General features: G+C 71.8%; 23 protein-coding genes. 9 read left to right on the top strand and 14 right to left on the bottom strand.

The annotated features are described in order from the left end of the window. The first annotated feature begins 144 nt into the window (after positions 1-144). The gene (locus tag ACZ60B_RS31220; RefSeq protein ID WP_469392854.1) at positions 145-2,238 is read left to right on the top strand and encodes a SpoIIE family protein phosphatase; all 2,094 of its coding nucleotides are present in this window, start codon (positions 145-147) and stop codon (positions 2,236-2,238) included. A gap of 14 nt (positions 2,239-2,252) precedes the next feature. On the opposite strand, the gene ACZ60B_RS31215 is transcribed toward ACZ60B_RS31220, so the two are convergent. Then, positions 2,253-2,720, bottom strand: a complete 468-nt coding sequence (locus tag ACZ60B_RS31215; RefSeq protein WP_469392852.1) for a hypothetical protein — start codon at positions 2,718-2,720, stop codon at positions 2,253-2,255. A 105-nt stretch (positions 2,721-2,825) separates the two neighbouring features. On the opposite strand from ACZ60B_RS31215, the gene ACZ60B_RS31210 reads away from it, so the two are divergent. Then, positions 2,826-3,194: a MerR family transcriptional regulator gene (locus ACZ60B_RS31210; protein WP_469392850.1), complete on the top strand. Its 369-nt coding sequence runs from the start codon at positions 2,826-2,828 to the stop codon at positions 3,192-3,194. A gap of 81 nt (positions 3,195-3,275) precedes the next feature. On the opposite strand, the gene ACZ60B_RS31205 is transcribed toward ACZ60B_RS31210, so the two are convergent. From ACZ60B_RS31205 to ACZ60B_RS31175, 7 genes are all read right to left on the bottom strand, one after another. Beyond that, positions 3,276-3,713, bottom strand: a complete 438-nt coding sequence (locus ACZ60B_RS31205; RefSeq protein ID WP_469392848.1) for a hypothetical protein — start codon at positions 3,711-3,713, stop codon at positions 3,276-3,278. Continuing rightward, a complete protein-coding gene (locus ACZ60B_RS31200) occupies positions 3,697-4,188 on the bottom strand; it encodes an RNA polymerase sigma factor (RefSeq protein ID WP_469392846.1) in 492 nt (163 codons plus the stop codon). Before ACZ60B_RS31200 ends, ACZ60B_RS31205 begins: the two co-directional genes overlap by 17 nt. Before the next feature lie 198 nt (positions 4,189-4,386). Next, positions 4,387-5,016, bottom strand: a complete 630-nt coding sequence (locus ACZ60B_RS31195; RefSeq protein ID WP_469392844.1) for a class F sortase — start codon at positions 5,014-5,016, stop codon at positions 4,387-4,389. After that, complete coding sequence (locus ACZ60B_RS31190) at positions 5,013-5,375, bottom strand: sortase-dependent protein (RefSeq protein WP_469392842.1); 363 nt, start codon at positions 5,373-5,375, stop codon at positions 5,013-5,015. The genes ACZ60B_RS31195 and ACZ60B_RS31190 overlap by 4 nt, the downstream gene beginning before the upstream one ends. A gap of 232 nt (positions 5,376-5,607) precedes the next feature. After that, positions 5,608-6,060 (bottom strand): phospholipase, encoded by a 453-nt coding sequence (locus ACZ60B_RS31185; protein ID WP_469392875.1) that lies wholly within the window; start codon positions 6,058-6,060, stop codon positions 5,608-5,610. Positions 6,061-6,239: 179 nt separating this feature from the next. Next, positions 6,240-7,355 carry an NAD(+)/NADH kinase gene (locus ACZ60B_RS31180; RefSeq protein ID WP_469392839.1) on the bottom strand — a complete coding sequence of 372 codons (1,116 nt, stop codon included), beginning with the start codon at positions 7,353-7,355 and terminating at the stop codon, positions 6,240-6,242. Positions 7,356-7,525: 170 nt separating this feature from the next. Beyond that, positions 7,526-8,026 (bottom strand): PaaI family thioesterase, encoded by a 501-nt coding sequence (locus tag ACZ60B_RS31175; RefSeq protein WP_469392837.1) that lies wholly within the window; start codon positions 8,024-8,026, stop codon positions 7,526-7,528. Positions 8,027-8,325: 299 nt separating this feature from the next. On the opposite strand from ACZ60B_RS31175, the gene ACZ60B_RS31170 reads away from it, so the two are divergent. Beyond that, a complete protein-coding gene (locus tag ACZ60B_RS31170; protein WP_469392835.1) occupies positions 8,326-8,988 on the top strand; it encodes a hypothetical protein in 663 nt (220 codons plus the stop codon). Positions 8,989-9,006: 18 nt separating this feature from the next. Here the strand turns inward: ACZ60B_RS31170 and ACZ60B_RS31165 are convergent, their stop codons facing one another. The 5 genes from ACZ60B_RS31165 to ACZ60B_RS31145 all read right to left on the bottom strand — a co-directional run bounded on the left by ACZ60B_RS31165 (position 9,007) and on the right by ACZ60B_RS31145 (position 13,866). After that, positions 9,007-9,426, bottom strand: a complete 420-nt coding sequence (locus ACZ60B_RS31165; protein WP_469392833.1) for a hypothetical protein — start codon at positions 9,424-9,426, stop codon at positions 9,007-9,009. Between the two features lie 99 nt (positions 9,427-9,525). Continuing rightward, positions 9,526-10,443 (bottom strand): SGNH/GDSL hydrolase family protein, encoded by a 918-nt coding sequence (locus ACZ60B_RS31160; RefSeq protein WP_469392831.1) that lies wholly within the window; start codon positions 10,441-10,443, stop codon positions 9,526-9,528. Between the two features lie 214 nt (positions 10,444-10,657). Next, positions 10,658-11,503 (bottom strand): chitosanase, encoded by an 846-nt coding sequence (locus tag ACZ60B_RS31155; RefSeq protein WP_469392829.1) that lies wholly within the window; start codon positions 11,501-11,503, stop codon positions 10,658-10,660. A gap of 385 nt (positions 11,504-11,888) precedes the next feature. Then, entirely contained in the window at positions 11,889-12,926 is a 1,038-nt protein-coding gene (locus tag ACZ60B_RS31150; RefSeq protein ID WP_469392827.1) for an MASE1 domain-containing protein, read from the bottom strand. 109 nt (positions 12,927-13,035) lie between these two features. Beyond that, positions 13,036-13,866 (bottom strand): PP2C family protein-serine/threonine phosphatase, encoded by an 831-nt coding sequence (locus ACZ60B_RS31145; protein WP_469392825.1) that lies wholly within the window; start codon positions 13,864-13,866, stop codon positions 13,036-13,038. A gap of 336 nt (positions 13,867-14,202) precedes the next feature. Between ACZ60B_RS31145 and ACZ60B_RS31140 the strand changes: the two genes are divergently transcribed. The 3 genes from ACZ60B_RS31140 (at position 14,203) to ACZ60B_RS31130 (ending at position 16,963) form a co-directional block, all read left to right on the top strand. Next, the gene (locus ACZ60B_RS31140) at positions 14,203-15,228 is read left to right on the top strand and encodes a glycoside hydrolase family 11 protein (RefSeq protein WP_469392823.1); all 1,026 of its coding nucleotides are present in this window, start codon (positions 14,203-14,205) and stop codon (positions 15,226-15,228) included. Between the two features lie 35 nt (positions 15,229-15,263). Further along, positions 15,264-16,262, top strand: coding sequence for a polysaccharide deacetylase family protein (locus ACZ60B_RS31135; RefSeq protein ID WP_469392821.1), 999 nt, complete (start codon positions 15,264-15,266; stop codon positions 16,260-16,262). A 224-nt stretch (positions 16,263-16,486) separates the two neighbouring features. Further along, complete coding sequence (locus tag ACZ60B_RS31130) at positions 16,487-16,963, top strand: hypothetical protein (RefSeq protein WP_469392818.1); 477 nt, start codon at positions 16,487-16,489, stop codon at positions 16,961-16,963. 22 nt (positions 16,964-16,985) lie between these two features. Here ACZ60B_RS31130 and ACZ60B_RS31125 read toward each other — a convergent pair whose 3' ends face one another. Continuing rightward, positions 16,986-17,153, bottom strand: coding sequence for a hypothetical protein (locus ACZ60B_RS31125; RefSeq protein ID WP_469392816.1), 168 nt, complete (start codon positions 17,151-17,153; stop codon positions 16,986-16,988). Between the two features lie 355 nt (positions 17,154-17,508). On the opposite strand from ACZ60B_RS31125, the gene ACZ60B_RS31120 reads away from it, so the two are divergent. Genes ACZ60B_RS31120 through meaB form a run of 3 tightly spaced genes read left to right on the top strand, consistent with a single transcriptional unit; the run spans position 17,509 to position 22,479 of the window. After that, entirely contained in the window at positions 17,509-19,317 is a 1,809-nt protein-coding gene (locus ACZ60B_RS31120) for a methylmalonyl-CoA mutase family protein (protein ID WP_469392814.1), read from the top strand. Beyond that, positions 19,317-21,491: a methylmalonyl-CoA mutase gene (gene scpA / locus ACZ60B_RS31115; protein ID WP_469392812.1), complete on the top strand. Its 2,175-nt coding sequence runs from the start codon at positions 19,317-19,319 to the stop codon at positions 21,489-21,491. Before ACZ60B_RS31120 ends, scpA begins: the two co-directional genes overlap by 1 nt. 4 nt (positions 21,492-21,495) lie before the next feature. Continuing rightward, complete coding sequence (gene meaB / locus ACZ60B_RS31110) at positions 21,496-22,479, top strand: methylmalonyl Co-A mutase-associated GTPase MeaB (protein ID WP_469392810.1); 984 nt, start codon at positions 21,496-21,498, stop codon at positions 22,477-22,479. The last annotated feature ends 4 nt before the right edge of the window (positions 22,480-22,483 follow it).

Raw genomic sequence — 22,483 nt, 5'->3', positions numbered from 1 at the left:
AACCCGGGGCGGTGAACCCGCGCGAAAGTGTGCGATCACCGGCATCGGGGGGACCATGGAAGCCGAGGCGCCTGCGCACCGGCAGGAAGCGCTCCCGGCCGGAAGGGGGCGGCGCCCGTCCTGCGGTCGGAAGGAGTGCCCGCGATGAGCGGACCCGAGCGCCCCCCGCCCGCCCTCGGTGTCGCGGTCGGCGGTCGGCCGAGCGGGCTGATGGACCTCCTGAACGTCGCGGCGGTCGTGCTGGACGCGGACGGCCGGATCGTGCTGTGGAGCCCTCAGGCCGAAGAGCTGTACGGCTACTCGGCGCAGGAGGCCCTCGGGCGGTACGCCGCGCATGTGCTCGTGCACGAAGAGCACTGGGACTGGGTGGTCGACGCCTTCATCGAGGTCATGGAGACCGGCCGGAGCTGGGCCGGCACGTTCCCCATCCGGTGCAAGGACGGCAGCACGCGGCAGGTGGAACTGCGCAACATGCGCCTGCTGAACGACGAGGGCGAGTACTACGCCCTCGGACTCGGCGCCGACTCCCCCACCCTGCGCGAGCTGGAACGGGACGTGGCCCTCTCGACCCGGCTGATCTCCCAGTCACCGGTCGGGGTTGCGATCTTCGACCCCGATCTCCGGTACGTGTCCGTGAACCCCGCTCTGGAACGCATGCACGGCATCCCGGCGGCGGACCACCTCGGCCGCCACTACCGCGAGATCATGTCGTCCCCGGCGTTCGAGGAGACGGAAGCGGCGCTGAAGCAGGTGCTGCGCACCGGGACCCCGCTGATCGAGGAGTCCACCGTCGTGGGGCGCACCCCGGCCGACCCCGGGCACGACCACGCCTGGACGATCTCGATGTACCGGCTGGAGGACTCCCTCGGCCACGTGCTCGGGGTGGCGGAGCTCGTCGTGGACGTCACCGAACGCCACGCGTCGGCGCAGGAGGCCAGTGAGACACGGCGCCGGCTGGCGCTGATCGCCGACGGCTCCGCCCGGATCGGCACCACGCTCGAGGTCGGTCAGACCGCCCGGGAGCTGGCGGACGTCACGGTGCCCGAGTTCGCCGACGTGGCCGCCGTGGACCTGCTGGACTCCATGCTCGACGAGTACCGGCCCGCCTCCCGGGACGGCCCGGCGTTCTTCCGCGCCCTCGCGGTGAAGGCCGCCTACCCCACGGACGCCTTCCTCGCCGCCGACCCGCCCGGCGTGATCACCCGGTACGACGCCGACAGTCCGGCGACGACGTGCGTGCGCGGCGGGCGGCCCGTCCTGATCCGGCACGCGGACGGCGGCGACCTGGCCCGGATCGCCCGCGACGAGGACGCGGCGGTGCTGCTGGCCCGGGCCGGGGTGCACTCCTACATGACCGTGCCGCTCATCGCGCGCGGGACCACGCTCGGGTTCCTGGCGCTGACCCGCGCCCGCGATCCGCGGCCCTTCGACGAGGACGACCTGGCCATCGCCACCGAGCTCGCCTCCCGCGCCGCCGTCTGCATCGACAACGCCCGCACGCACCAGAGCGTGCGCAACGCCGCCGAGACCCTGCAGCGCAGCCTGCTCCCCGACCACCCGCCGCACCTGCCCGGCCTGCGGGTCGCCTCGCGCTATCTGCCCGCGGTCGCGGCCTACGAGGTCGGCGGCGACTGGTACGACGTGCTGCCCCTGGCGGGCGAGCGGACCGCGCTCGTCGTGGGGGACGTGATGGGCAGCGGCATCCACGCGGCCGCCGCGATGGGCCGGCTGCGCACCGCGACCGCGGCCTTCACCGAGCTCGACCTGGACCCCGCCCAGGTCCTCCAGCACCTGGACACGATCACCTCACGGCTGGAGCAGTACATCGCCACCTGCGTCTACGCCGTCTACGACCCGCACCGGGCCGAGCTGCGCATCGCGAACGCCGGCCATATGCCGCCCGTGGTGGTGTGCGACGGCTCCGGGCCGCAGCTGCTCGAACTGCCCACGGGCACCCCGCTCGGCGTCGGCGGCGTCCCGTTCGAGTCGACCACCCTGCGCTTCGCCCCGGACGACGAGCTGGTCCTGTACACCGACGGTCTGGTCGAGACCCGCCACGGGCACCTCGACGACCGGCTCGACACGCTGCTGGGACTGCTCGACGCCCCGGACTGCACGCTGGAGGAGATCTGCAACCGGCTGCTGCGCAACCTCCGCAACCCGCAGGACCACGACGACGTCGCGCTGCTGATCGCCCGCGCCCGGCCGTTCACCCCGGTCACCGGCCTGCGGCACTGAACCGTGCGCCCCGGTCACCGGCCTGCGGCATCGCACACGGGCCCGTCGGCCCGCCCGGCCGCCGGACCGGTACGCCGGCTCCACCACGGCGCGAGCTGGAGGACCCCGAACGCCACCTCGACACCGAGGAACAGCCACAGCACCCGCGTCGCGCCGTGCGCCAGCGCGTACGCCTCCCAGGCCGCGAACAGCACCCGGGCGAAACCGTCGAACAGACCGTGGACCGCGACCGGCCGCAGGAGCCGCAGGGCGGACCAGACGACCACGAGCGAACCCATCAGGTTCGCGTACATGGTCTGCGTCGGATCGAGTGCGGGCAGCGTGCCCCACCCGAGCGCGGAACCCACCGAGTCGAGGGCGTCGTGGACCATCGCGTACGTCCACGGTGTCGCGAAACCGGCGGTGACGACGAGGTCGTACCAGGCGCTCGCGCGGACGAGGCGGAGATAGGCGGGGCGGGCGGGAGCGGGACGAGGCGTCACGAGGGGCTCCTGAGGGGTGCTGGGCAACCGACGCCTCACGGTAAACAGCGGAGTACGCTCCAGGGTCAAGGTCGTCGGGCGGACGGAAGGGCACGGCAAAGGGCCATGCGCATCGGGGAGTTGGCCACGCGGACGGGCCTGACGAAGGACACTGTCCGGTTCTACGAGCGGATCGGACTCGTCGAGAGCCGCCGACTGCCCAACGGATACCGCGACTTCCCGCCGGAGGCCGTGCCCTGGCTCCAGTACGTCCGTACCGCGCAGGCGCTCGGGTTCACGCTGGCGGAGATCGCGCGGCACTTCGCGGAACTCGGCGAGGCCCCGGACAGCGCCGCGGCACTGTCCGCGCTGTTCGCGGAGAAGATCCGGATCGTCGACGCCCGGATGGCCGAACTCGCCTCCCTGCGGGCCGAACTGACGGACCGTATGGACAGCGGGTGCCCGTTGCGGGCGGTCGGCGGAGCCGGGCGGTAGGCGTCCGGTCCGCTCACGTCGGCCCGTTCGCCCGCGGGCCGTTCACGGCGGGTCCGGGGCCGGGCCCCGCCGTCTCCCGGCTCAGCGTCCGGCGCGTGACGGGCTGGGAACGGCGGCCCGGGGGTTCGCCGGGATGTCACGGGTGGTGGGCCTGGCGGAGACCCGGTCCCCCACGGTCGGCGAGGCGGTCGGGGAGGCGTGCGGGCGGACCGGCGCGGGCGACGCCGTGACACTGGGTGCGACGGTGGGGCGGCCGGCGGGCGGCGGCGCCATCGGCACGACCGGGGACACGGGCGCCTCGGGCGTGCTCAGGTGCAGCGGCAGCGCGACGAGGACCGCGGCGACGCAGGTCAGACCGACGCCGGTCGCCGCCCGCAGCAGTCGGCGACGGCCGGCACTGCGACGGATCGCCTCGTACCGGCCGGGGGGCGGACCGAGGTACTCGGGGGTGGGCCGCAGGATGACGGCGAGCGGGTCGTCGGGGTCGAAGTCCGGACCCTCGTCAGAGGCTGTGATCAAGGCTTCTCCTCAGGTGGGCGCGGAGCAGTTCTCGGGCCGCGTGCAGGTCGGCCTTGACGGTTCCCTCCTTGCGTCCGGTCAGCGCGGCCACCTCCCGGACCGGCATGTCAGCGTAGTAGTGCAGCAGGATGGGCACGCGCAGTCGCTCCGGCAGGGCCTGCACGAGCAGACGTACCGAGGGGTCCGCCTGCTCGTCGTACGGCCGGACGGCGACTTCGGAGGTGACACGGCGTACGGCTCTGCGTTCGCGCTCCGTCTTGCGCCAGTGGTCGCGCACGAGGTTGGCCGCGGTGACGTAGAGGAAGCCGCGGGGCTCCTCCACGGACGTCCAGCGGGCCCAGAGGCGGGTGAACGCCTCCGAGGCGATCTCGTGGGCCGTCCCGTCGTCGTCGACGAGACGGCGGCACCAGCCGGCGAGGCGCGGGTAGACGGCGGCGAACAGCTCGGACGCTGCCTTGTCGCGGGTCCGTTTCAACGCTCTCCATGGTCGTGGCTGTCGGGGTTCGGGGCTCGGAAGGTCGTGGGCCGGGGGCCGTACGGCCGGCCCGGTGACCGTACGGCTCGGGTCAGGCGGCTCGTGCAGGAGGACCCCGGACCGGTGGTGTGCGTTCCATCGGTCCGGGATCCGCGGTCCGGGGCCCGGGAACCGGGAACCGGCGCCCTGATCTGCCGGTCAGGGACTCGTGGCGCTCAGCGCGGCGAAGACGATCACGTTGTCGAGGTAACCGTCACCGGTACGGGCGCCACCACAGGTGATGAGCCGCAACTCGGGCCGGTCCACGTCCCCGTAGACCTGGTCCGCCGGGAAGTCGGCCTTGGCGACCGTCCGTACGGACTCGACGGTGAACTCCGCCGTCCTGCCGTTCTCCAGGCGTGCCTCGATCCGGTCGCCGCGGCGCAGGTCCGCCAGGTGGCGGAAGACCCCGTCCCCGTAGGCGCCGACCGTGACATGGGCGAGGATCACCGACGGGCCGACCTGGCCCGGCGTCGGCGAGTACCGGTACCAGCCCGCGCGGTCGTGTGCCGTGACCGGGGGCACCTGCACCGTGCCGTCCGCGGCCAGCCCCAGTCGCATGACCGGGGTGTCGACCCCGATGGCCGGGATCCGCAGCCCCACCGGGGCCGAGCGCCCGAGCGGTGCTGCCGTGGCCGCCCGCGCGGACGGCCGCGCGGGGGGGGGCGCGGGCGGGGGCGTGGCCGTCGGGGGTGCCGCCGCGCCCCGGCCCGTGTCGGGCCCGGCGCAGCCCGCGAGCAACGCGGCCAGCGCCGCGGTGGCGAACGCACGCCTGGAGAGCGGGGTCATGCCCCGTTCGCCCGCCGGCGACGCACGACGAGCACCGTCCCGCCGGCCAGGGCGAGCGCGGCGGCGGCGCCGCCGATCACCGCGCCCTCGTCGCCGGACGAGGTGGACGCCGACGTCACACCGGTGTCGGGCGCTCCGTTCGGGACGCGGCTGACCTGGCCCGGCGTGGCGGCGCGGGTCGGCGCGACGGTGGGCGCCGGGCGGGGGGCGGCGCTCGCGACGGCGCCAGGGGTGGCGTCGACGGTCGCGGGGGAGCTGGGGACCGGGCTCGGGCTCCGCCCGTCGGCGAAGGCGGGCACGGTGCTCGCCAGGACGGCCGTGCCGGCAAGTGCCAGGGTACTGAGGACAGTTCGGCGCATGAGTCGTTCTCTCTCGTCGGCCCGGCCGGAGGGGTCCGGCGGGCTGGGTTTCGGATCGCGCAGAGAGACGAGTCGGCCGAAGCACAGGTTGTAAAGGAAGGGCAAAGTCGTCGGAGTGCGGGGCGGCTCGCGTTCGACACCCCGCACTCGACGGCCGTCAGGGCCCGCGGCCTCTCGGCCGGGACAGGCCCTCGATGCGGTGGCCCGGGCCCTCGACCGCCCGGGCCGTCGTTCAGCCGAGGGCCTTGACCGCCTGGTAGTAGGTCCACGCCGTGCTGTCGCAGGTGGTCTTCGTGGCACCGCCGTAGGCGGCGCAGACCCGCTTGAGGTCTTCGTAGAGGGCGCTGTCCAGACGGGACTTGTTGGCGCTGAAGGTTCCGGCGGCCTTGTAGTTGCGGTAACCGAAGTCGTGCCGGGCGCAGGACGTGCTGAAGGGGAAGCCGAACGGGTTGTCCGGGGAGGAGGAGCAGTAGTCGGTGGACCAGTCGAACGCGTAGGCGGACCAGGCGGACTGGTTGGCGCGGGCGGCGGCCCAGAGGCTGTAGCTCGACGCGCTGGTCTGCGTCCAGCTCGACAGGACCTGGGGCTTGTCGGCCGGGACGGCGCCGGCGGACGTCGCGGTGGCGACGACGGCGACCAGGGCCAGGGTTGAGCCGGCGAGACCGGTGGCGAGTCTTCGGCGCAGCATTCCACACCTCCATGCACATGCGACCCGCCCGTCGAGCCGCATGGGCATGACAATACGAAGGTCATCCCGCCGTGACTACGGTCTTGTTGAAGATTTCCCTGTTGAGCCATCAACAAGTCATGCCGGCAGCCGTTTCGGGGGATCTGCCCGCCGCGCTCCGCGCCACATACGAACGATCACGCGCCCGAAGGGTCACCCGGCCCGGGAGCGGCCGGCGGGCACGGGTCCGCAGCCGGGCCCCCGGGGCCGGGGGGCAGCGCCAGATGGGCGAGGTCTCCCGGCGGCGGGGAGGACACCGGCCAGAGCGGGGCGGGGGTTCCGTCGGCCACCGCGGCCGGGGCGTCGGTGAGGTTCATGCGCTCACGCAGCCGGCCGTAGAAGTCCATCGGGCCCAGCCGCACGGCCCGCAGCCGGTGCGGTGCCGCGTACACGCCGATCCAGTCCCCCGGGTCGAGCACGCCCCGCAGCTGGCCGTCGATGCTGACGGCGGCCTGACCGGACCGTTCGAGCACACGCAGGGCGATGGGTTCGTCGGGCGCGGCCACGACCGACCGGTTGAACGCCATGTGCGGGGCGACGGGCGTGAACACGAGACCCTCGGCCCGGGGCGAGACCACGGGACCGCCGGCGGCGAAGCTGTAGGCCGTAGAGCCGGTCGGCGTCGCCACCAGCAGCGCGTCGGCCGAGTAGGACGCCAGCAGCCGGCCGGCGATGTAGACGCCGACCGACACCTGCCGGTCCCTCGCCAGTTTCTCCACGACGACGTCGTTGAGCGCCGCGACGTTCAGCGCGATGCCCCAGTCGTCACCGGCCTCGCAGTCGGTACGCACGCGCGGCGGCGGCAGCATCGGGCCGCGGCCGTAGCGCATCAGCTCCTGCATGCCGGAGGGCACCTCCAGCGTGCGCGAGGCGCGCAGGGTGAGCAGCATCCGGTTCTCGACCGTCAGCCGCTCCTCCCGCACGGCGTCCAGCGCCGCCCGCACCACGGTGACGGGAACCTCCGTCAGGAAGCCCACCCGCCCGAGGTCGACGCCCAGGACGAGGGCGTCGTGCTCGGCGGCCAGCCGGGCACCGCGCAGGAAGGTCCCGTCCCCGCCCAGGGTGACGATGAGGTCGGGGTCTCCCGCGGCCTCCACTTCCTCCTCGGCGCTGTGGCGCCCGCCGTCCCGCCACACGTCGATGTCCGTGCACTGCACGGCATGCTCGGCGCACCACGCGCGGACGGTCCGTGCGGCGTCCATGGCCGCCGTGCGCCCTCCGTGGACGACCATGCCGACCCGACGCACCGTCACATCCGCCTCCGAGCCGAGTCTCCGCGACGGACGCGGCAGCCGTCCGCACCCGTACCGGCTGCCATCCTCACCGCGCGACGGCCCCGGACCGTCAACGCCACGCCGCCAGGTAACCCGAGACGTGTTGCGCGGTGCGGGCCCCGCGCGGGTCCGGCTGCGCGGGCCCGTCCTCAGGCCTGCGGGGCGGACACCGGGAAGAGCATGCAGCTGCTGGTGGCGTGGGCGAGCAGGCGGTCCGACGCGTCGATCAGCGTGGCCTCGGCCAGCGCGGTCCGGCGTCCGCCGTGCACGACCCTGCCGACGGCGCGCACCCGGCCGGTGTCCACCGTGATCCGCCGCAGGAACTTCACGGTCAGGTCGAGGGACGTGTACGCCATGCCGTGCGGCAGCGTGGAATGGACGGCGCAGCCCGCCGCCGAGTCGAGCAGGGTGGCGTAGACACCGCCGTGGACGCTGCCGATCGGGTTGTAGTGCTCCTCGCCCGGGGTCAACGAGAACACCACCCGCCCCGGCTCCACCTCGTCGAGCGAGAAGTCCAGGGTCGCGAGGATGGGCGGCCCCGGCACCCGGCCGGCCTGCATGGCCCGCAGGAAGTCGAGCCCGGCGTCGCGCGCGGCGGCCGCCGCGGTCACGGCGGGATCATCCCACTCGTATGTACGTGTCCGTCCCACGGTGCGCCGCCTTCCCATCTGACTTCGTGCTGCGAAGTTAGCTGTGCGGCCTGCTGACTGTCAATGACGAAGCCAGGTGATGTGACAGGGGTGACCCGAGTGCGTCGAGGCGATTCCCGGACATGTGAGGCGCGTACGACACGCGGTCGCGTTCTCTACTATCTCTACTACCGGCTGTGCGGCCGTAATTGCCACTACTCTTACGGCACCAGCCCCAAGGGCAAGCATATTTGGTTCTGCATACGCCCACGGCTTGCCGTCCCCGGGGCCGGAGGGCCCATGAAAGAGGTGTGAGCAGCATGTCCGAAACCACTACGGGCACGACCGGACTGACGTCGCAGTACGCCACCCAGGTGGCCGCCGACCTGGAACGCAACGTCAAGGAGCAGGAACGGCTCGCCGGTGAAATCGCCGCGCTCCAGGAGCAGTTGGCCTCGATCCGGCAGGACCACACCGTCCTGGTGAACATCCGGCAGGTCCTCGGCGGCACGGCGGAGCCGGAAGCGACGGAGACCGAGTCGGCGGTCGAGCCCGAGGCCGACACCACGGCGGTGGTGCCGGCGCCGCGCAAGAAGACGGCCGACGCGACAACCGCCGGTAGGCGGACGCGGGAAGCGCGCAAGAGCTCCCCGAGCCGCGCCAAGGGCACCAAGGCGGCCCGCAAGAACGCGGCGCCCGAGGCGCAGACCTCGGAGCCGGCCCAGCGCACCCTCGTCGACATCGTCCGCGCGCACCTGGCCGAGCAGCGCGAACCGCGCTCCGCCGCCGAGATCGCCGCCACGCTGGGACAGCAGCACCCCGAGCGCTCCGTCAAGACGACCGTCGTCCGCACGACGCTCGAAGGCCTGGTGGCCAAGAGCCATGCCCAGCGCACCAAGCAGGGCACGTCCGTGTACTACTCCGCGCCCGACGCCCAGGAGCCCGTCGCGGTGCCGGCGGAGTCCGCGGAGGACTCCGCCTGAGCCTCGCGGCACGTGTGTCTACACGGAGCCGGAGCCTGACCGGGAACGGCGCCCGGAGCCGAGGCGAGGGCCGGGACGGCCGTCCGGCAGGGCGGTACGTGCGCACAGCAGGACCGTGCCACCGGCCGCCATCGCCAGGATCCCCGCCACCGCCAGGTTCCTCGTCGCGGCCGTCGCGCCGTCGGAGCGCCAGGACAGGACCGACCAGGAGGACGCGGCGGACAGCGCGGATCCGATGCTGAGCCAGGAACCGGCGGAGGCCACGCTGGCGGCGGAGCCGAGGGAGCCGACCGACAGCACGCTGCCGATCGACCCCACGGACAGGGCGCTGCCCACGGATCCGACGGAGAGAACCGAGTTCACCGACCCGATGGAGAGCACCGAGCCCTTCGACCACAGCGAACCCCACGAACGGTCGGTACGGGTACGGATCGTCATGGGCCGATACTGCCAGAACCGGCGGCCATGCACGTCCCGGCCGCGAACTCCCTGACCGGTGTTCGGCGCTGCCCCGGCGGACCGCGGCGACCGCGCCGGTCAGCGGTGTCCGCGGCCCGAGTCGAGGACCGCGGTCACCGCACGCGCCATGGCTTCCTCCCCCTTGGCGTTGGGGTGGGCGGGGGCGGCCGGGGACGCCGGCTGGAGCGGCTCGATCCAGCGGTCCGCGGGGGACTTGCACATGTCGTGGCCGACCGTGGGCCCGTAGGTGTCCACGTACTCCGCGCGATTGAGCAGGGCCACCAGGCGCAGCATCAGGTTCAGGTGCTTGCCGGTGTCCCGCAGGTAGGGGAAGTCCTTCGCCGCGAACGGCACCGAGGGGTAGCAGCCGGTGCCGTCGTCCGGCAGCAGGTCGGGGTAGCCGACGAGGAGCACCCGGGCGTGCGGCGCCCTGGCGTGCACCGCGCGCAGCACGGCGGCGACCTTGGGCATGGTGTCGAGGATGTTGAGCGTCAACTGGTCGGCGCCGGACGAGGCGTAGTAGCGCTGACAAGGGTTGCCGGTCACGTCCGTGGCGCCGAGCCGGGCACAGGTGGCGATGATGGACCCGAAGCCGACGTCGTTGCCGCCGATCTGCACCGTCACGAGATCGGTGTCACGCCGCACCGCGTCCAGCTGCGGGCCGTTCGTCCCCTGGGCCTTCCACATGTTCTCGGTCGTCGCGCCGCCGCAGCTCACGTCCTTGAACGCGGTCGTCCTGCGCGCCGCCGAGACGAGTGAGGGGTAGTTGTGGTCCGAGCGGGCGCAGTTGGCGTCCACCTGCCGGGGGATGAGCGGTCCCGAGGTGTAGGAGTCCCCGAGCGCCACGTACCGCGTACCGTGACCGGTGTGCCGTCCGTCGGCCGAGGCCGGTGCGGCCGAGGCCAGACCCAGGGCGCAGACGCCGAGCGCCGCTCCCAGGGCGGTGACGCGACGGTGGCGCGGGGCTGTTGCGGCCGGACTGCCGTGCTGCTTCATGGAGCACTCCCCCAGGTTCCAGGTCGGCGTGCCACACCGCGCCGTTGCGGTGTTCGCGCGTTCGACTCGGTTTGTATACCGGTCGGTACGTCGCCTGGACCAGAGGTCGGCACGGGTCAACTCGGTGGCGGACCGGGGAAAGTTGCCCGTGGGCGCCCCGCCGACCGCGGTCGGCGGGGCGCCCGTCCGGAGGTTCGGTCACTCGCCGGGACGTTCAGCCGATGTGGTAACTGTCGCCGTACACCTTCCAGTCCAGTGGCGGGTCGAGGTCGAGGTTGCCCTTGCGCAGGAAGACACGCTGCTCCGTGTCGACCCGGCTGGTGTCGCTGTGCGCCTCCTCCTGCCGCATGGCCCACACCCGCGCGTCCAGGAAGGCGTTCAGGTACGCCGTCTCGTCGCCGCCCTGCGCGGGCGGCTTCGCCCGGCCCAGGGCCCGCCTGCGGATGCTGCGGAACGAGGTGGGGTCGCCGCCGTCGCCGTGCATCACGATGGCGTCGTAGTACGTGAACTGGCCCAGGGCGCGCAGTCCGTCGGCCTTGCCCTGCCTCACCGCCGGGTCGAAGTACACCCGGTCGCGTTCGTCGTCCTGCGCCCGCTGGAAGCGGGAGTCCTGAGCGGCCCTGCGCCAGTCGCCGGGGAACGACGGGTCGAGTCCGTCGTGCGAATCGGTGCCGTTCACCTCGCGCAGTGCCGGCAGGTACCGGGCGAGGACGTTGCCGGGCCTGCGGTCGGTGTAGAGCTGGACGAGGTCGAGCATGTCGCCGGTGCCGGAGCAGAACCCGATGATCCCGGCGGTGTAGCCGCGGCCGTCGCCGATGTCCTCGATGTACTCGTACTGCGCCTTCCAGTCGAGCGAGGAGTTCTCCGCGCTCGACACCAGCCGCATGGCTGTCTCCTTCTTCGCCGGGTCGTCGAGGCCCGGTGCGGCGGTGGTCAGGGGGCTCGCGGCGGCCCGCGGGGAGCCGAGCAGCGGAGCCGCCGCCAGGGCGCCGACCAGAGCGAGGGCCGTACGGCGGGAAACGGCGGCGAGACCCGCCGTCCCGGGGGTTGCGTGCTTCACGGGGACTCCAGTTGATGGTGGGGGGTTGTGGAGTTGGTCCGTACCTGATTGCACTGACAGGAAGGTTTACTATCAGAAGCGACGCGAGGCGGTAACCCGGCCGGGAGCAGGTTCGTAGATTCGAACAAGTGCGGAACGCCCTTGCTGCACAAGGGCGTTGACCGAATCCAGAGGGGGCGGGCGGCCCGGGCGGGTCCGGCCGCGCACGGCGGGGATTCGGCATGGCGCGGATACGCGTCATCCACGTCGGGGCGACGGGCGGCGACGTCGCCCCGGCCGGGCAAGGCCCCACGGGACGCGCCGGACACCGGGCGGGCGCGGACCGCCTACGCCGGGCCGCGCCGCCCGCGGGTGGCGTACGACGTACGCCCGACCCGCGCGACGGTCACAGCGCGCTCCGCCGTCCCCCGCCGTCGCCCTCCCCCTGTTCCTCCCCCTGCCCCTTCTCCTCGTGCGGCCGCTCACGACGGGACTCGTTCGCCGTGAGGTGTTCGAGGACCTCGACCAACTCCCGGCAGGCCAGTTCCACGGAGCGTCTGGTGTTGAGCTGCTCGGTGATCACCGAGGAGAGGAGCAGCGCGGTCAGGGCCATGCCACCGTTGAAGGCCTGGAGCTTGAACATCAGCTCCGTGGGGGACAGTCCGGCGAACGGACCGATCCGGTCGGTCGCCGCGACGGTGGCCAGGACGGAGGCGAACAGCGCGCACAGCATGCTGCCCACGAGCTGGAACCGCAGCGCCGCCCAGACCAGCAGCGGGTAGACGAGGAACAGCATGCTGAGGGAGCTGTGGGTGGCGAACGGAACGAGGGCGCAGGCGACGACGGCCATCCCCAGCGCCTCCTTCCACCGCGACATGCGCGGGGGCCACCGCGCCTCGTGCAGCGCGAGCAGCAGCGGGGTGACGATCAGAACACCCATCGCGTCACCCACCCACCAGGCCGGCCAGGCCGTCCAGAAGTCCTCCGCCGGCAGCCCTCCTCTGAAGACGATGACCCCGACGCCGACGGTCGCGCTGATCAGCGTGCTGGCGAGGGCACCCAGGAACACCAGTGCGGCGCCGTCGCGCAGGCGGCTGAGATCGTTGCGGAAGCCCACCTGGCGCAGCAGGAGATACGAGCAGACGGGGGCGGCGGTGTTGCCGACCACACTGCCGACGACGGTGGGCCGCAGCGGGGCGACGGACAGCACCGCGAGGAACGCGCCGAGGGCGATCCCCGGCCAGCAGCGCAGGCCGAGGATCAGCAGGGCGGCGACGGCGATCCCGCTGGGCGGCCAGATGGGGGTGAAGACCGCTCCGTCGATGACGTACTGCCGCAGGAGTCCCAGCCGTGCTGCCGCGAAGTAGCAGGCTGCGACGGCCAGCACCTGCACGCCGGTGACGACAGGGCCGCTCAGCTCCCGGATACGCACCACAGCAGCCATCAGACACCGGCTCCGCCGCTTCGGCGAGGCGAGAGGCCCCGGGGGTGCTCCCGGCCGGATCGAACACGGGCCGGACGCCGCCGGGCACGCGGGGCCTTCGGGATCCGTCCTACAGCCGGATGCCGGGTCCGTCGTGGCACAGGACCAGCACGGCGGCGTCGTCGTCGTGCCCCACGAGATCCGAGAACCTGATCAGGCCCGCGGCGAGCGACTCCGCCTCCACGCCGGCGACGGCGGCGGCGCCGGCCAGTCGTACGACGAGTTCGAGCCCTTCGTCGACGGCCAGCGAGGGACCCTCGACCACGCCGTCCGTGAGCAGGACGAACACTCCGCCCGTGGTGAACCGGGAGCGGGTCGTCGGGTACACCGCCCCCTCCTGGACGCCCAGCGGGGGCCCGCCCTCGTCCTTGGTGATGCCGGACCGTCCGTCCGCCGTGGCCCAGACGCAGGGCACGTGCCCCGCCCGCGCGCTCTCCAGCACCCCGGTGGCCGGGTCGAGCCGTAGGAACGTACAGGTGACGAAGAGATCGGTGCCGAGCGACAGGAGCAGGTCGTTGGTCCGGGCCAGCAGTTCCCCCGGTTCGCTCGTCACCGAGGCCAGGGCCCGCAGGGCGACCCGCACCTGACCCATGAAGGCGGCGGCTTCGATGTTGTGCCCCTGTACGTCGCCGATGGACATCCCGATGGCCCCGTCGGTCAGCGCGAACGCGTCGTACCAGTCACCGCCCACGTTGAGGCCGTAACAGGCGGGCACATAGCGGGCGGCCACGCGGACGCCGGGGGCGGTCGGCAGTTCTCCGGGCAGCATGCCCCGTTGCAGGGCCATCGCCAGCTCGACCTGGGAGCGCTGAAGTTCGGCACGCTCGCGGGCCTGGGCGGTCAGTGACCCAAGTCTGGCCAACAGCTCGTGGGCGTCATCCGAAGGTCCCATGTGAGGCATTGATCACTCCGGTCACATATTAGCCCTTTCATAGCGAAAGCCGCAGACCGAAAGATCACTGGTCGGCCATCCACGGTTCGGGAATTCTTCGAAACATTCGAGAAATTACCTCAGCAGGCGATCTTGTAATTTCACACTCCAGCAAACACACACATCCAACCCGGCCACCCACCCGCCAGAGATGCCCACTGAACAGGCAAAATGCCATCGCGGTCTCTTCTTTTCGATTTCGAATGTTTCGAGCCGGCATCCGAAAGTATTGACAGTTGACGGGGTCAGATCAAAACTGTGCCGCCTGACCCCCACCGGTCTCACGAGGACGAGGAGGAAACACACATGATCGACGCACCCGCACACCCGTCGGACCGCGGCAGCCGCCGCTCCGGGGCCCCGAGTCGGCTCAGGCTGCTCATCAGCGGTGTCTGCACCATGCTGCTGGTCGCCCTGGCCGCACTGACGCTGCCCGGCACCGCCCAGGCCGACACAGTCATCACCTCGAACCAGACCGGCACCAACAACGGCTACTACTACTCGCACTGGAGCGACGGCGGCGGCTCGGTGTCCATGACCCTGGGCTCCGGGGGCAACTACGCCTACCAGTGGAGCAACGTCGGAAACTTCGTGGGCGGCAAGGGCTGGAGCACCGGCGGCCGCAAGTCCGTGAACTACTCGGGCAGCTTCAACCCGTCCGGCAACGCCTACCTGGCCCTCTACGGCTGGACGCAGAACCCGCTCGTCGAGTACTACGTCGTCGACAACTGGGGCACCTACCGGCCCACCGGCACGTTCAAGGGCACCGTCACCACCGACGGCGGCACGTACGACATCTACGAGACCACGCGCGTCAACCAGCCCTCCATCGAGGGCACCAGGACGTTCCAGCAGTACTGGAGCGTCCGGCAGTCGAAGCGGACCGGGGGCACCATCACCACCGGCAACCACTTCGACGCGTGGGCCGCCAAGGGCATGCCCATGGGCAGTTTCAACTACATGGTCATGGCCACCGAGGGCTACCAGAGCAGCGGCAACTCCAACATCACCGTGAGCGAGGGCGGTTCCGGAGGCGGTGGCGGTGGCGGTGGCGGTGGCGGGAACGGTGGCTGCGCCGCGACGCTCTCCGCGGGACAGCAGTGGAGCGACCGCTACAACCTCGACGTCGCCGTCACCGGCGCCACCAACTGGACCGTCACCATGAACGTCCCCGCCCCCGCGAAGATCCTCTCCACCTGGAACATCACCGCCGCCTACCCCAGCGCCCAGGTACTCACCGCCAAACCCAACGGCAACGGCAACAACTTCGGCGTCACCATCCAGACCAACGGCAATTGGACCTGGCCCACCGTCACCTGCACCACAGGCTGACCCCCGAAAACACCGAGGCTGGAGGAGCACGCCGTATGTCCAACGGACCACTTCCCGCGTTACGTTCCCTGACGGCCGCGCTGGCCGTCGTCGCCACGGCCGCCGCGGGCACCGTCGCCCTCTCGGCCGGCCCGTCCCGGGCGGCCGCCTGCAACGGCTATGTCGGACTCACCTTCGACGACGGCCCGTCCGGCAGCACGCCGAGCCTGCTGAACGCGCTCCGGCAGAACGGGCTGCGGGCCACCATGTTCAACGAGGGCCAGTACGCCGCGTCCAACCCCGCCCAGGTGAGGGCCCAGGTCGACGCCGGCATGTGGGTGGGCAACCACAGCTACACCCATCCGCATCTGATCCAGCAGAGCCAGGCGCAGATCGACTCGGAGATCTCCCGGACCCAGCAGGCCGTCTCCGCCGCCGGCGGCGGCACGCCCCGGCTGTTCCGGCCGCCGTACGGAGAGACCAACACGACGCTGAAGTCGGTCGAGGCCAAGTACGGACTCACCGAGATCATCTGGGACGTCGACTCCCAGGACTGGAACGGCGCGAGCACCGACGCGATCGTGCAGGCCGCCGGACGGCTCACCAACGGCCAGATCATCCTCATGCACGACTGGCCCGCCAACACGATCGCGGCGATCCCGCGCATCGCACAGGGACTGGCCGCCCGCGGCCTGTGCGCCGGCACGATCTCACCGCAGACGGGTCGCGCCGTGGCCCCCGACGGCAGCGGCACCGGTGGTGGCGGTGGCGGTGGCGGTGGCGGGAACGGTGGCTGCGCCGCGACGCTCTCCGCGGGACAGCAGTGGAGCGACCGCTACAACCTCGACGTCGCCGTCACCGGCGCCACCAACTGGACCGTCACCATGAACGTCCCCGCCCCCGCGAAGATCCTCTCCACCTGGAACATCACCGCCGCCTACCCCAGCGCCCAGGTACTCACCGCCAAACCCAACGGCAACGGCAACAACTTCGGCGTCACCATCCAGACCAACGGCAATTGGACCTGGCCCACCGTCACCTGCACCACAGGCTGACCCCCGAAAACAGCCGGAAGGAGCGGCGCCCCGGTGGCGTGGCGGTTCACGGCCGCCGCGCCACCCCGAATACCAAAATTCGTCACATCGAGCTACAAAACTGCGGCAATCGCGCCCGAGTGGTGCAACACCTGAGACAGTCGTAGCGTCGATACAGATACCGACGGGACGTCGATTCGGATCCCGTCGGGACACGGCAGGCAACAGGCGGCGGGGAGCACGACATGCGCGGACACACGTGGAGGACTGCGGTCACGCTCTGGGCGGCCGCAACACTCGTCACAGCTCTGGGAACGACCTCCGCAGCCCCCGCCGCGGCGACCTCCGACAGTCACCCGGCGAGCAGGGCGGCCAAGACTTCCGTCGTACCCGTACTGCTCGGCTGCCTCTCGGACCCGGAGGTGCGCCCCAGGGAGTTCATCCTCGCCTGCGGTGACGGCAACAGCCGTCTGGCCGCCCTGCGCTGGTCGCACTGGGACGCCAACGACGCGGTGGGCACGGGATACAACGCGGTCAACGACTGCAAGCCGTACTGCGCGGCCGGCAAGTTCCACTCGTATCCCGTCATCGTGCTGCTGGAGCGTCCGCACGCGTGGAAGCTGAACCCCGGTGTCGTCCAGTTCACCCAGATGAACCTCGTCTTCCCCGGCGACAGGCCGGACGGATACGACCGGGTGGTCAGCATCCCGCTGTGGAACTAGTGCCGTAGCGGGCGGGCCGAGCTCAGCGCCGGACGGTACCGGCCTGGGTCCTGCGCGCGTTGTTGTAGATGCGCAGGAGGTGCTTGGACACGGGGCACGGCACGGTGTCGACGTAGCACTGTCGGCAGGTCCCGGTGTGCTGCTCGTAGTTGGCACGCGCCTGGTCCACGACGTCACTCTGCGTAGTCATGCGATTTCTCCGAATGGGTGTGATGCCCCTTTAGGGCGCCGGTTGGCCGGATGGCACGTCCGAGCGACAAGATCATCATGTTACTGGGAGTAGCGGGAAGTCGGAATCGGGCCACACCGGCCACCCTCCCGCCGGGGTCGCCGCACACGGCTCGCGGGCGGGGCGGGACCTGGTCCTGCCGGACGCGCGAAGACTCGTGACAAACCCCCGCATTCGCGGCAGGACACGGAAGTGCTCGCGCGTGGGCGCGGGAACGTGCGCACAACGCGGGAGAGGCAGGTCACATTGCGGCAGAGTGCAAGGTCACAGCCGTGCCCTCTGCTGCTCCCTTGTCGATCTGGCCTAGCATCCGAGCATGACGGTCCTGCCTGACGACGGGCTCCCGCTGGCCGCCGAGTTCCCTGACGCGACGCATGAGCAGTGGCAACGCCTGGTGGCGGGTGTCCTGCGAAAGTCGGGCAAGGAGGTCTCGGGCGACGAAGCCGAGGACGCCCTGTCCACCGCCCTCGAGGACGGGTTGCTCACCCGGCCCCTCTACACCGCGCGCGACGCCGCGCCGGACCCCGGGTTCCCGGGGTTCGCGCCGTTCGTGCGGGGGGCCCGAGCCGAAGGGAACACCGCCGGCGGCTGGGACGTACGCCAGCGGCACACGACGGCGGACAACGCCGCCGTCCTCACCGACCTGGAGAACGGCGTCACCTCGCTGTGGCTCGTCGTCGGCGACGGGGGCATCCCCGTGGCGTCGCTCGACGCCACGCTCGAAGGGGTCCTGCTCGACCTGGCCCCGGTCGCCCTCGACGCGGGCAGCTCGGTCGAGCCCGCCGCCCACGAGCTGCTGCGCCTGTACGGCGAACGCGGCGTCGCCAAGGAGGCGGCGCGCGGCACCCTGGGCGCCGACCCGCTCGGCCACGGGGCCCGCACCGGCGAGGAGCTCGCGCTGCCCGGCGTGGCCGCGCTCGCCCGGCTGTGCGCCGAGGAGTACCCGGGGCTGCGGGCGCTGACCGTGGACGCGCTGCCGTACCACGAGGCCGGCGGCTCGGCCGCGCAGGAGCTCGGCTGCTCGCTGGCCACCGGTGTCGCGTATCTGCGCGCGCTGACCGAGGCCGGACTGAGCGTCGAACAGGCCTGCGCACAGCTGGAGTTCCGCTACGCGGCCACCGCCGACCAGTTCCTGACCATCGCCAAGCTGCGGGCCGCGCGCCGGCTGTGGGCGCGGGTCGCCGAGGTGTGCGGAGCGCCGGGCGCGGGCGCCCAGGTGCAGCACGCCGTGTCGTCGCCGGTGATGATGTCGCGTCGCGACCCGTGGGTGAACATGCTGCGCACCACGGTCGCCACGCTCGCCGCGGGCGTCGGCGGCGCCGACTCCGTGACCGTGCTGCCCTTCGACGACTCGCTCGGGCTGCCGGACGCGTTCGCCCGGCGCATCGCCCGCAACACGTCCACCATCCTGGTCGAGGAGTCGCACCTGGCCCGGGTCATCGACCCGGCGGGCGGCTCCTGGTACGTGGAGCGGCTGACGGACGAACTCGCCCAAGCGGGCTGGGAGTTCTTCCAGTGGATCGAGGGCCTGGGCGGCCAGGCGGCCGCCCTGCGCTCCGGGCGGCTGCCCGAGGAGCTCGCCGCCACCTGGGCGGACCGCAGCGCCCGGCTCGCCAAGCGCCGCGAACCGATCACCGGCGTCAGCGAGTTCCCGTATCTCGCCGAGCGCCCGGTGGAGCGTCCGCCTGCGCCCGAGCGACCGTCCGGCGGTCTGCCGCGGGTCCGGCGCGACGAGGCGTACGAGGAGCTGCGCGCCCGCTCCGACGCCCATCTCGCCGCCACCGGCTCCCGGCCGCGGGTCTTCCTCGCCGCGATCGGGCCCGCCGCGGCCCACACCGCGCGCACGACGTTCGCGGCCAACCTCTTCCAGGCGGGCGGCATCGAGCCCGTCACCGAGGGCACCTTCGCGGACAGTGGCGCCACCGAGGCCTGCCTCTGCTCCAGCGACGCGCTGTACGAGGAGCAGGCGGCGGCCGTGGCCGAGGAGCTCAGGTCCGCTGGTGCCTCGCAGGTGTTCCTCGCCGGTCGTCCCGGGCAGTACCCGGGTGTCGACTCGTACGTCTTCGCGGGCTGCGACGCCGTGGCCGTGCTGTCCGCGACCCTCGACCGCATGGGAGTGTCCTGATGGGAATCCCCGACTTCTCCGGGATCGAACTGGGCAGTCCGACTGTCGACGGCGGCGCCGAGGCCTGGCACGAAGCCCTCAAGACGGCCGCCGGCGGGGACGACCTGCTGTGGGAGACCCCGGAGGGCATCGGGGTCAAGCCCCTGTACACCGGGCGTGACCTGGAGGGCCTGGACTTCCTGGGGACGTACCCGGGCATGGCTCCGTATCTGCGCGGGCCGTACCCGACGATGTACGTCAACCAGCCCTGGACCATCCGCCAGTACGCGGGCTTCTCCACCGCGGAGGAGTCCAACGCCTTCTACCGGCGCAACCTGGCGGCCGGTCAGAAGGGCCTGTCGGTCGCCTTCGACCTGCCCACCCACCGCGGCTACGACAGCGACCACCCGCGGGTGACCGGTGACGTCGGCATGGCGGGCGTGGCCATCGACTCGATCTACGACATGCGTCAGCTGTTCGACGGCATCCCGCTGGACAGGATGTCCGTGTCGATGACGATGAACGGCGCCGTGCTGCCGATCCTCGCGCTGTACATCGTGGCCGCCGAGGAGCAGGGGGTGCCGGCGGAGAAGCTGGCGGGGACCATCCAGAACGACATCCTCAAGGAGTTCATGGTCCGCAACACCTACATCTACCCGCCGAAGCCGTCGATGCGGATCATCTCCGACATCTTCGCCTTCACCTCGCAGCGGATGCCGCGCTACAACTCCATCTCCATCTCCGGGTATCACATCCAGGAGGCGGGCGCGACGGCCGACCTGGAGCTCGCCTACACCCTCGCGGACGGCGTGGAGTACATCCGGGCCGGGCGGGAGGCGGGCCTCGACGTGGACGCGTTCGCGCCGCGGCTGTCCTTCTTCTGGGCGATCGGCATGAACTTCTTCATGGAGATCGCCAAGTTGCGCGCGGCCCGGCTGCTGTGGGCCAAGCTGGTCCGGCAGTTCGACCCGCAGAACGCCAAGTCGCTGTCCCTGCGCACCCATTCGCAGACCTCCGGCTGGTCGCTGACCGCGCAGGACGTGTTCAACAACGTCACGCGCACCTGCGTCGAGGCGATGGCGGCGACCCAGGGGCACACCCAGTCGCTGCACACCAACGCCCTCGACGAGGCGCTCGCGCTGCCCACCGACTTCTCGGCGCGCATCGCCCGCAACACCCAGCTGCTGATCCAGCAGGAGTCCGGCACGACCCGGGCCATCGACCCGTGGGGCGGCAGCGCGTACGTCGAGAAGCTGACGTACGACCTCGCCCGCCGGGCCTGGCAGCACATCCAGGAGGTCGAGCAGGCGGGCGGCATGGCCCAGGCCATCGACGCGGGCATCCCGAAGCTGCGCGTGGAAGAAGCCGCGGCCCGCACCCAGGCCCGGATCGACTCCGGCAGGCAGCCGGTGATCGGCGTCAACAAGTACCGGGTGGACAGCGACGAGCAGATCGAGGTCCTCAAGGTCGACAACTCCTCGGTGCGCGCGCAGCAGATCGAGAAGCTGCGGCGGCTGCGCGCGGAGCGCGACGAGACCGCGTGCCAGGACGCTCTGGACGCGCTGACCCGCGCCGCGGACGGCGAGGGCAACCTGCTGGAGCTGGCAGTGCGCGCGGCGCGCGCCAAGGCCACCGTGGGCGAGATCTCGGACGCCCTGGAGAAGGTGTACGGGCGGCACGCGAGCCAGATCCGTACGATCTCCGGCGTGTACCGCAACGAAGCAGGCGAGTCCCCGTCGGTCGACCGCACCCGTGCGCTGGTGGACACCTTCGAGGAGTCCGAGGGCCGCCGTCCGCGCATCCTGGTGGCCAAGATGGGCCAGGACGGGCACGACCGCGGCCAGAAGGTGATCGCCACCGCGTTCGCCGACCTCGGCTTCGACGTGGACGTCGGCCCGCTGTTCCAGACCCCGGCCGAGGTGGCCCGTCAGGCCGTCGAGGCGGACGTGCACATCGTCGGGGTGTCGTCGCTGGCCGCCGGGCACCTCACCCTCGTACCGGCGCTGAAGGAGGAGCTGGCCGCGGAGGGGCGCGAGGACATCATGATCGTGGTCGGCGGGGTGATCCCGCCGCAGGACGTCCCGACGCTGCTGGAGATGGGCGCGGCGGCGGTGTTCCCGCCCGGGACGGTGATCCCGGACGCGGCGTACGACCTGGTGCAGCGGCTGGCCGCCGATCTCGGGCACGGCCGCTGAACCCATGGCGATCGACCTCGACACCTATGTGAAGGGTGTGCTCGACGGGAAGCGTGCGATCGTCGCGCGCGCCATCACTCTCGTCGAGTCCACCCGGCCCCAGCACCGGGCGCTCGCGCAGGAGTTGCTGACCGCGCTGCTGCCGCACAGCGGCCGGGCGCGGCGGATCGGCGTCAGCGGTGTGCCGGGCGTGGGCAAGTCCACGTTCATCGACGCGTTCGGCACCCTGCTGACCTCGCTCGGGCACCGGGTGGCGGTGCTCGCCGTCGATCCGTCCTCCACCCGGACGGGCGGTTCCATCCTGGGCGACAAGACCCGGATGGAACGGCTGGCCGTGGACCCGGCGGCCTTCGTGCGCCCCTCCCCCACGGCCGGGACGCTCGGCGGGGTCGCCAAGGCCACGCGCGAGTCGATCGTGGTGATGGAGGCGGCGGGTTACGACGTCGTGCTGGTGGAGACGGTCGGCGTCGGCCAGTCCGAGACGGCCGTGGCCAACATGGTCGACTCCTTCCTGCTGCTCACCCTCGCCCGTACCGGTGACCAGCTCCAGGGCATCAAGAAGGGCGTGCTGGAACTGGCCGACGTGATCGCCGTGAACAAGGCGGACGGCCCGCACCAGCGCGACGCCCAGGCGGCCGCGCGGGAGTTGGCGGGCGCGCTCAGGCTGATGCACGGCAGGGACGCGGTCTGGGCGCCGCCGGTGCTCAGTTGCAGCGCGCGGGAGTCGACCGGTCTGGAGACCGTCTGGGAGCGGCTGGAACAGCACCGCACCCTGCTCGACTCGACCGGGCGGCTGGCCGCGAAGCGCCGGGACCAGCAGGTCGACTGGACCTGGTCGATGGTCCGTGACGAGCTGCTGGGCCGACTGCACGCCGACCCGGCCGTGCGCGAACTCGCCCCCCAGCTGGAACAGCAGGTCAGGGACGGGGAGTTGACGGCCACGCTGGCCGCCGAACACCTCCTCAAGGCGTTCGGCGGCCGGCCCTAGGGCC

The organism is Streptomyces sp. NPDC104096 (assembly GCF_055584385.1).
Note: the sequence above shows the minus strand (reverse complement) of the source record. Positions and strands in the feature narration are given on the sequence as shown.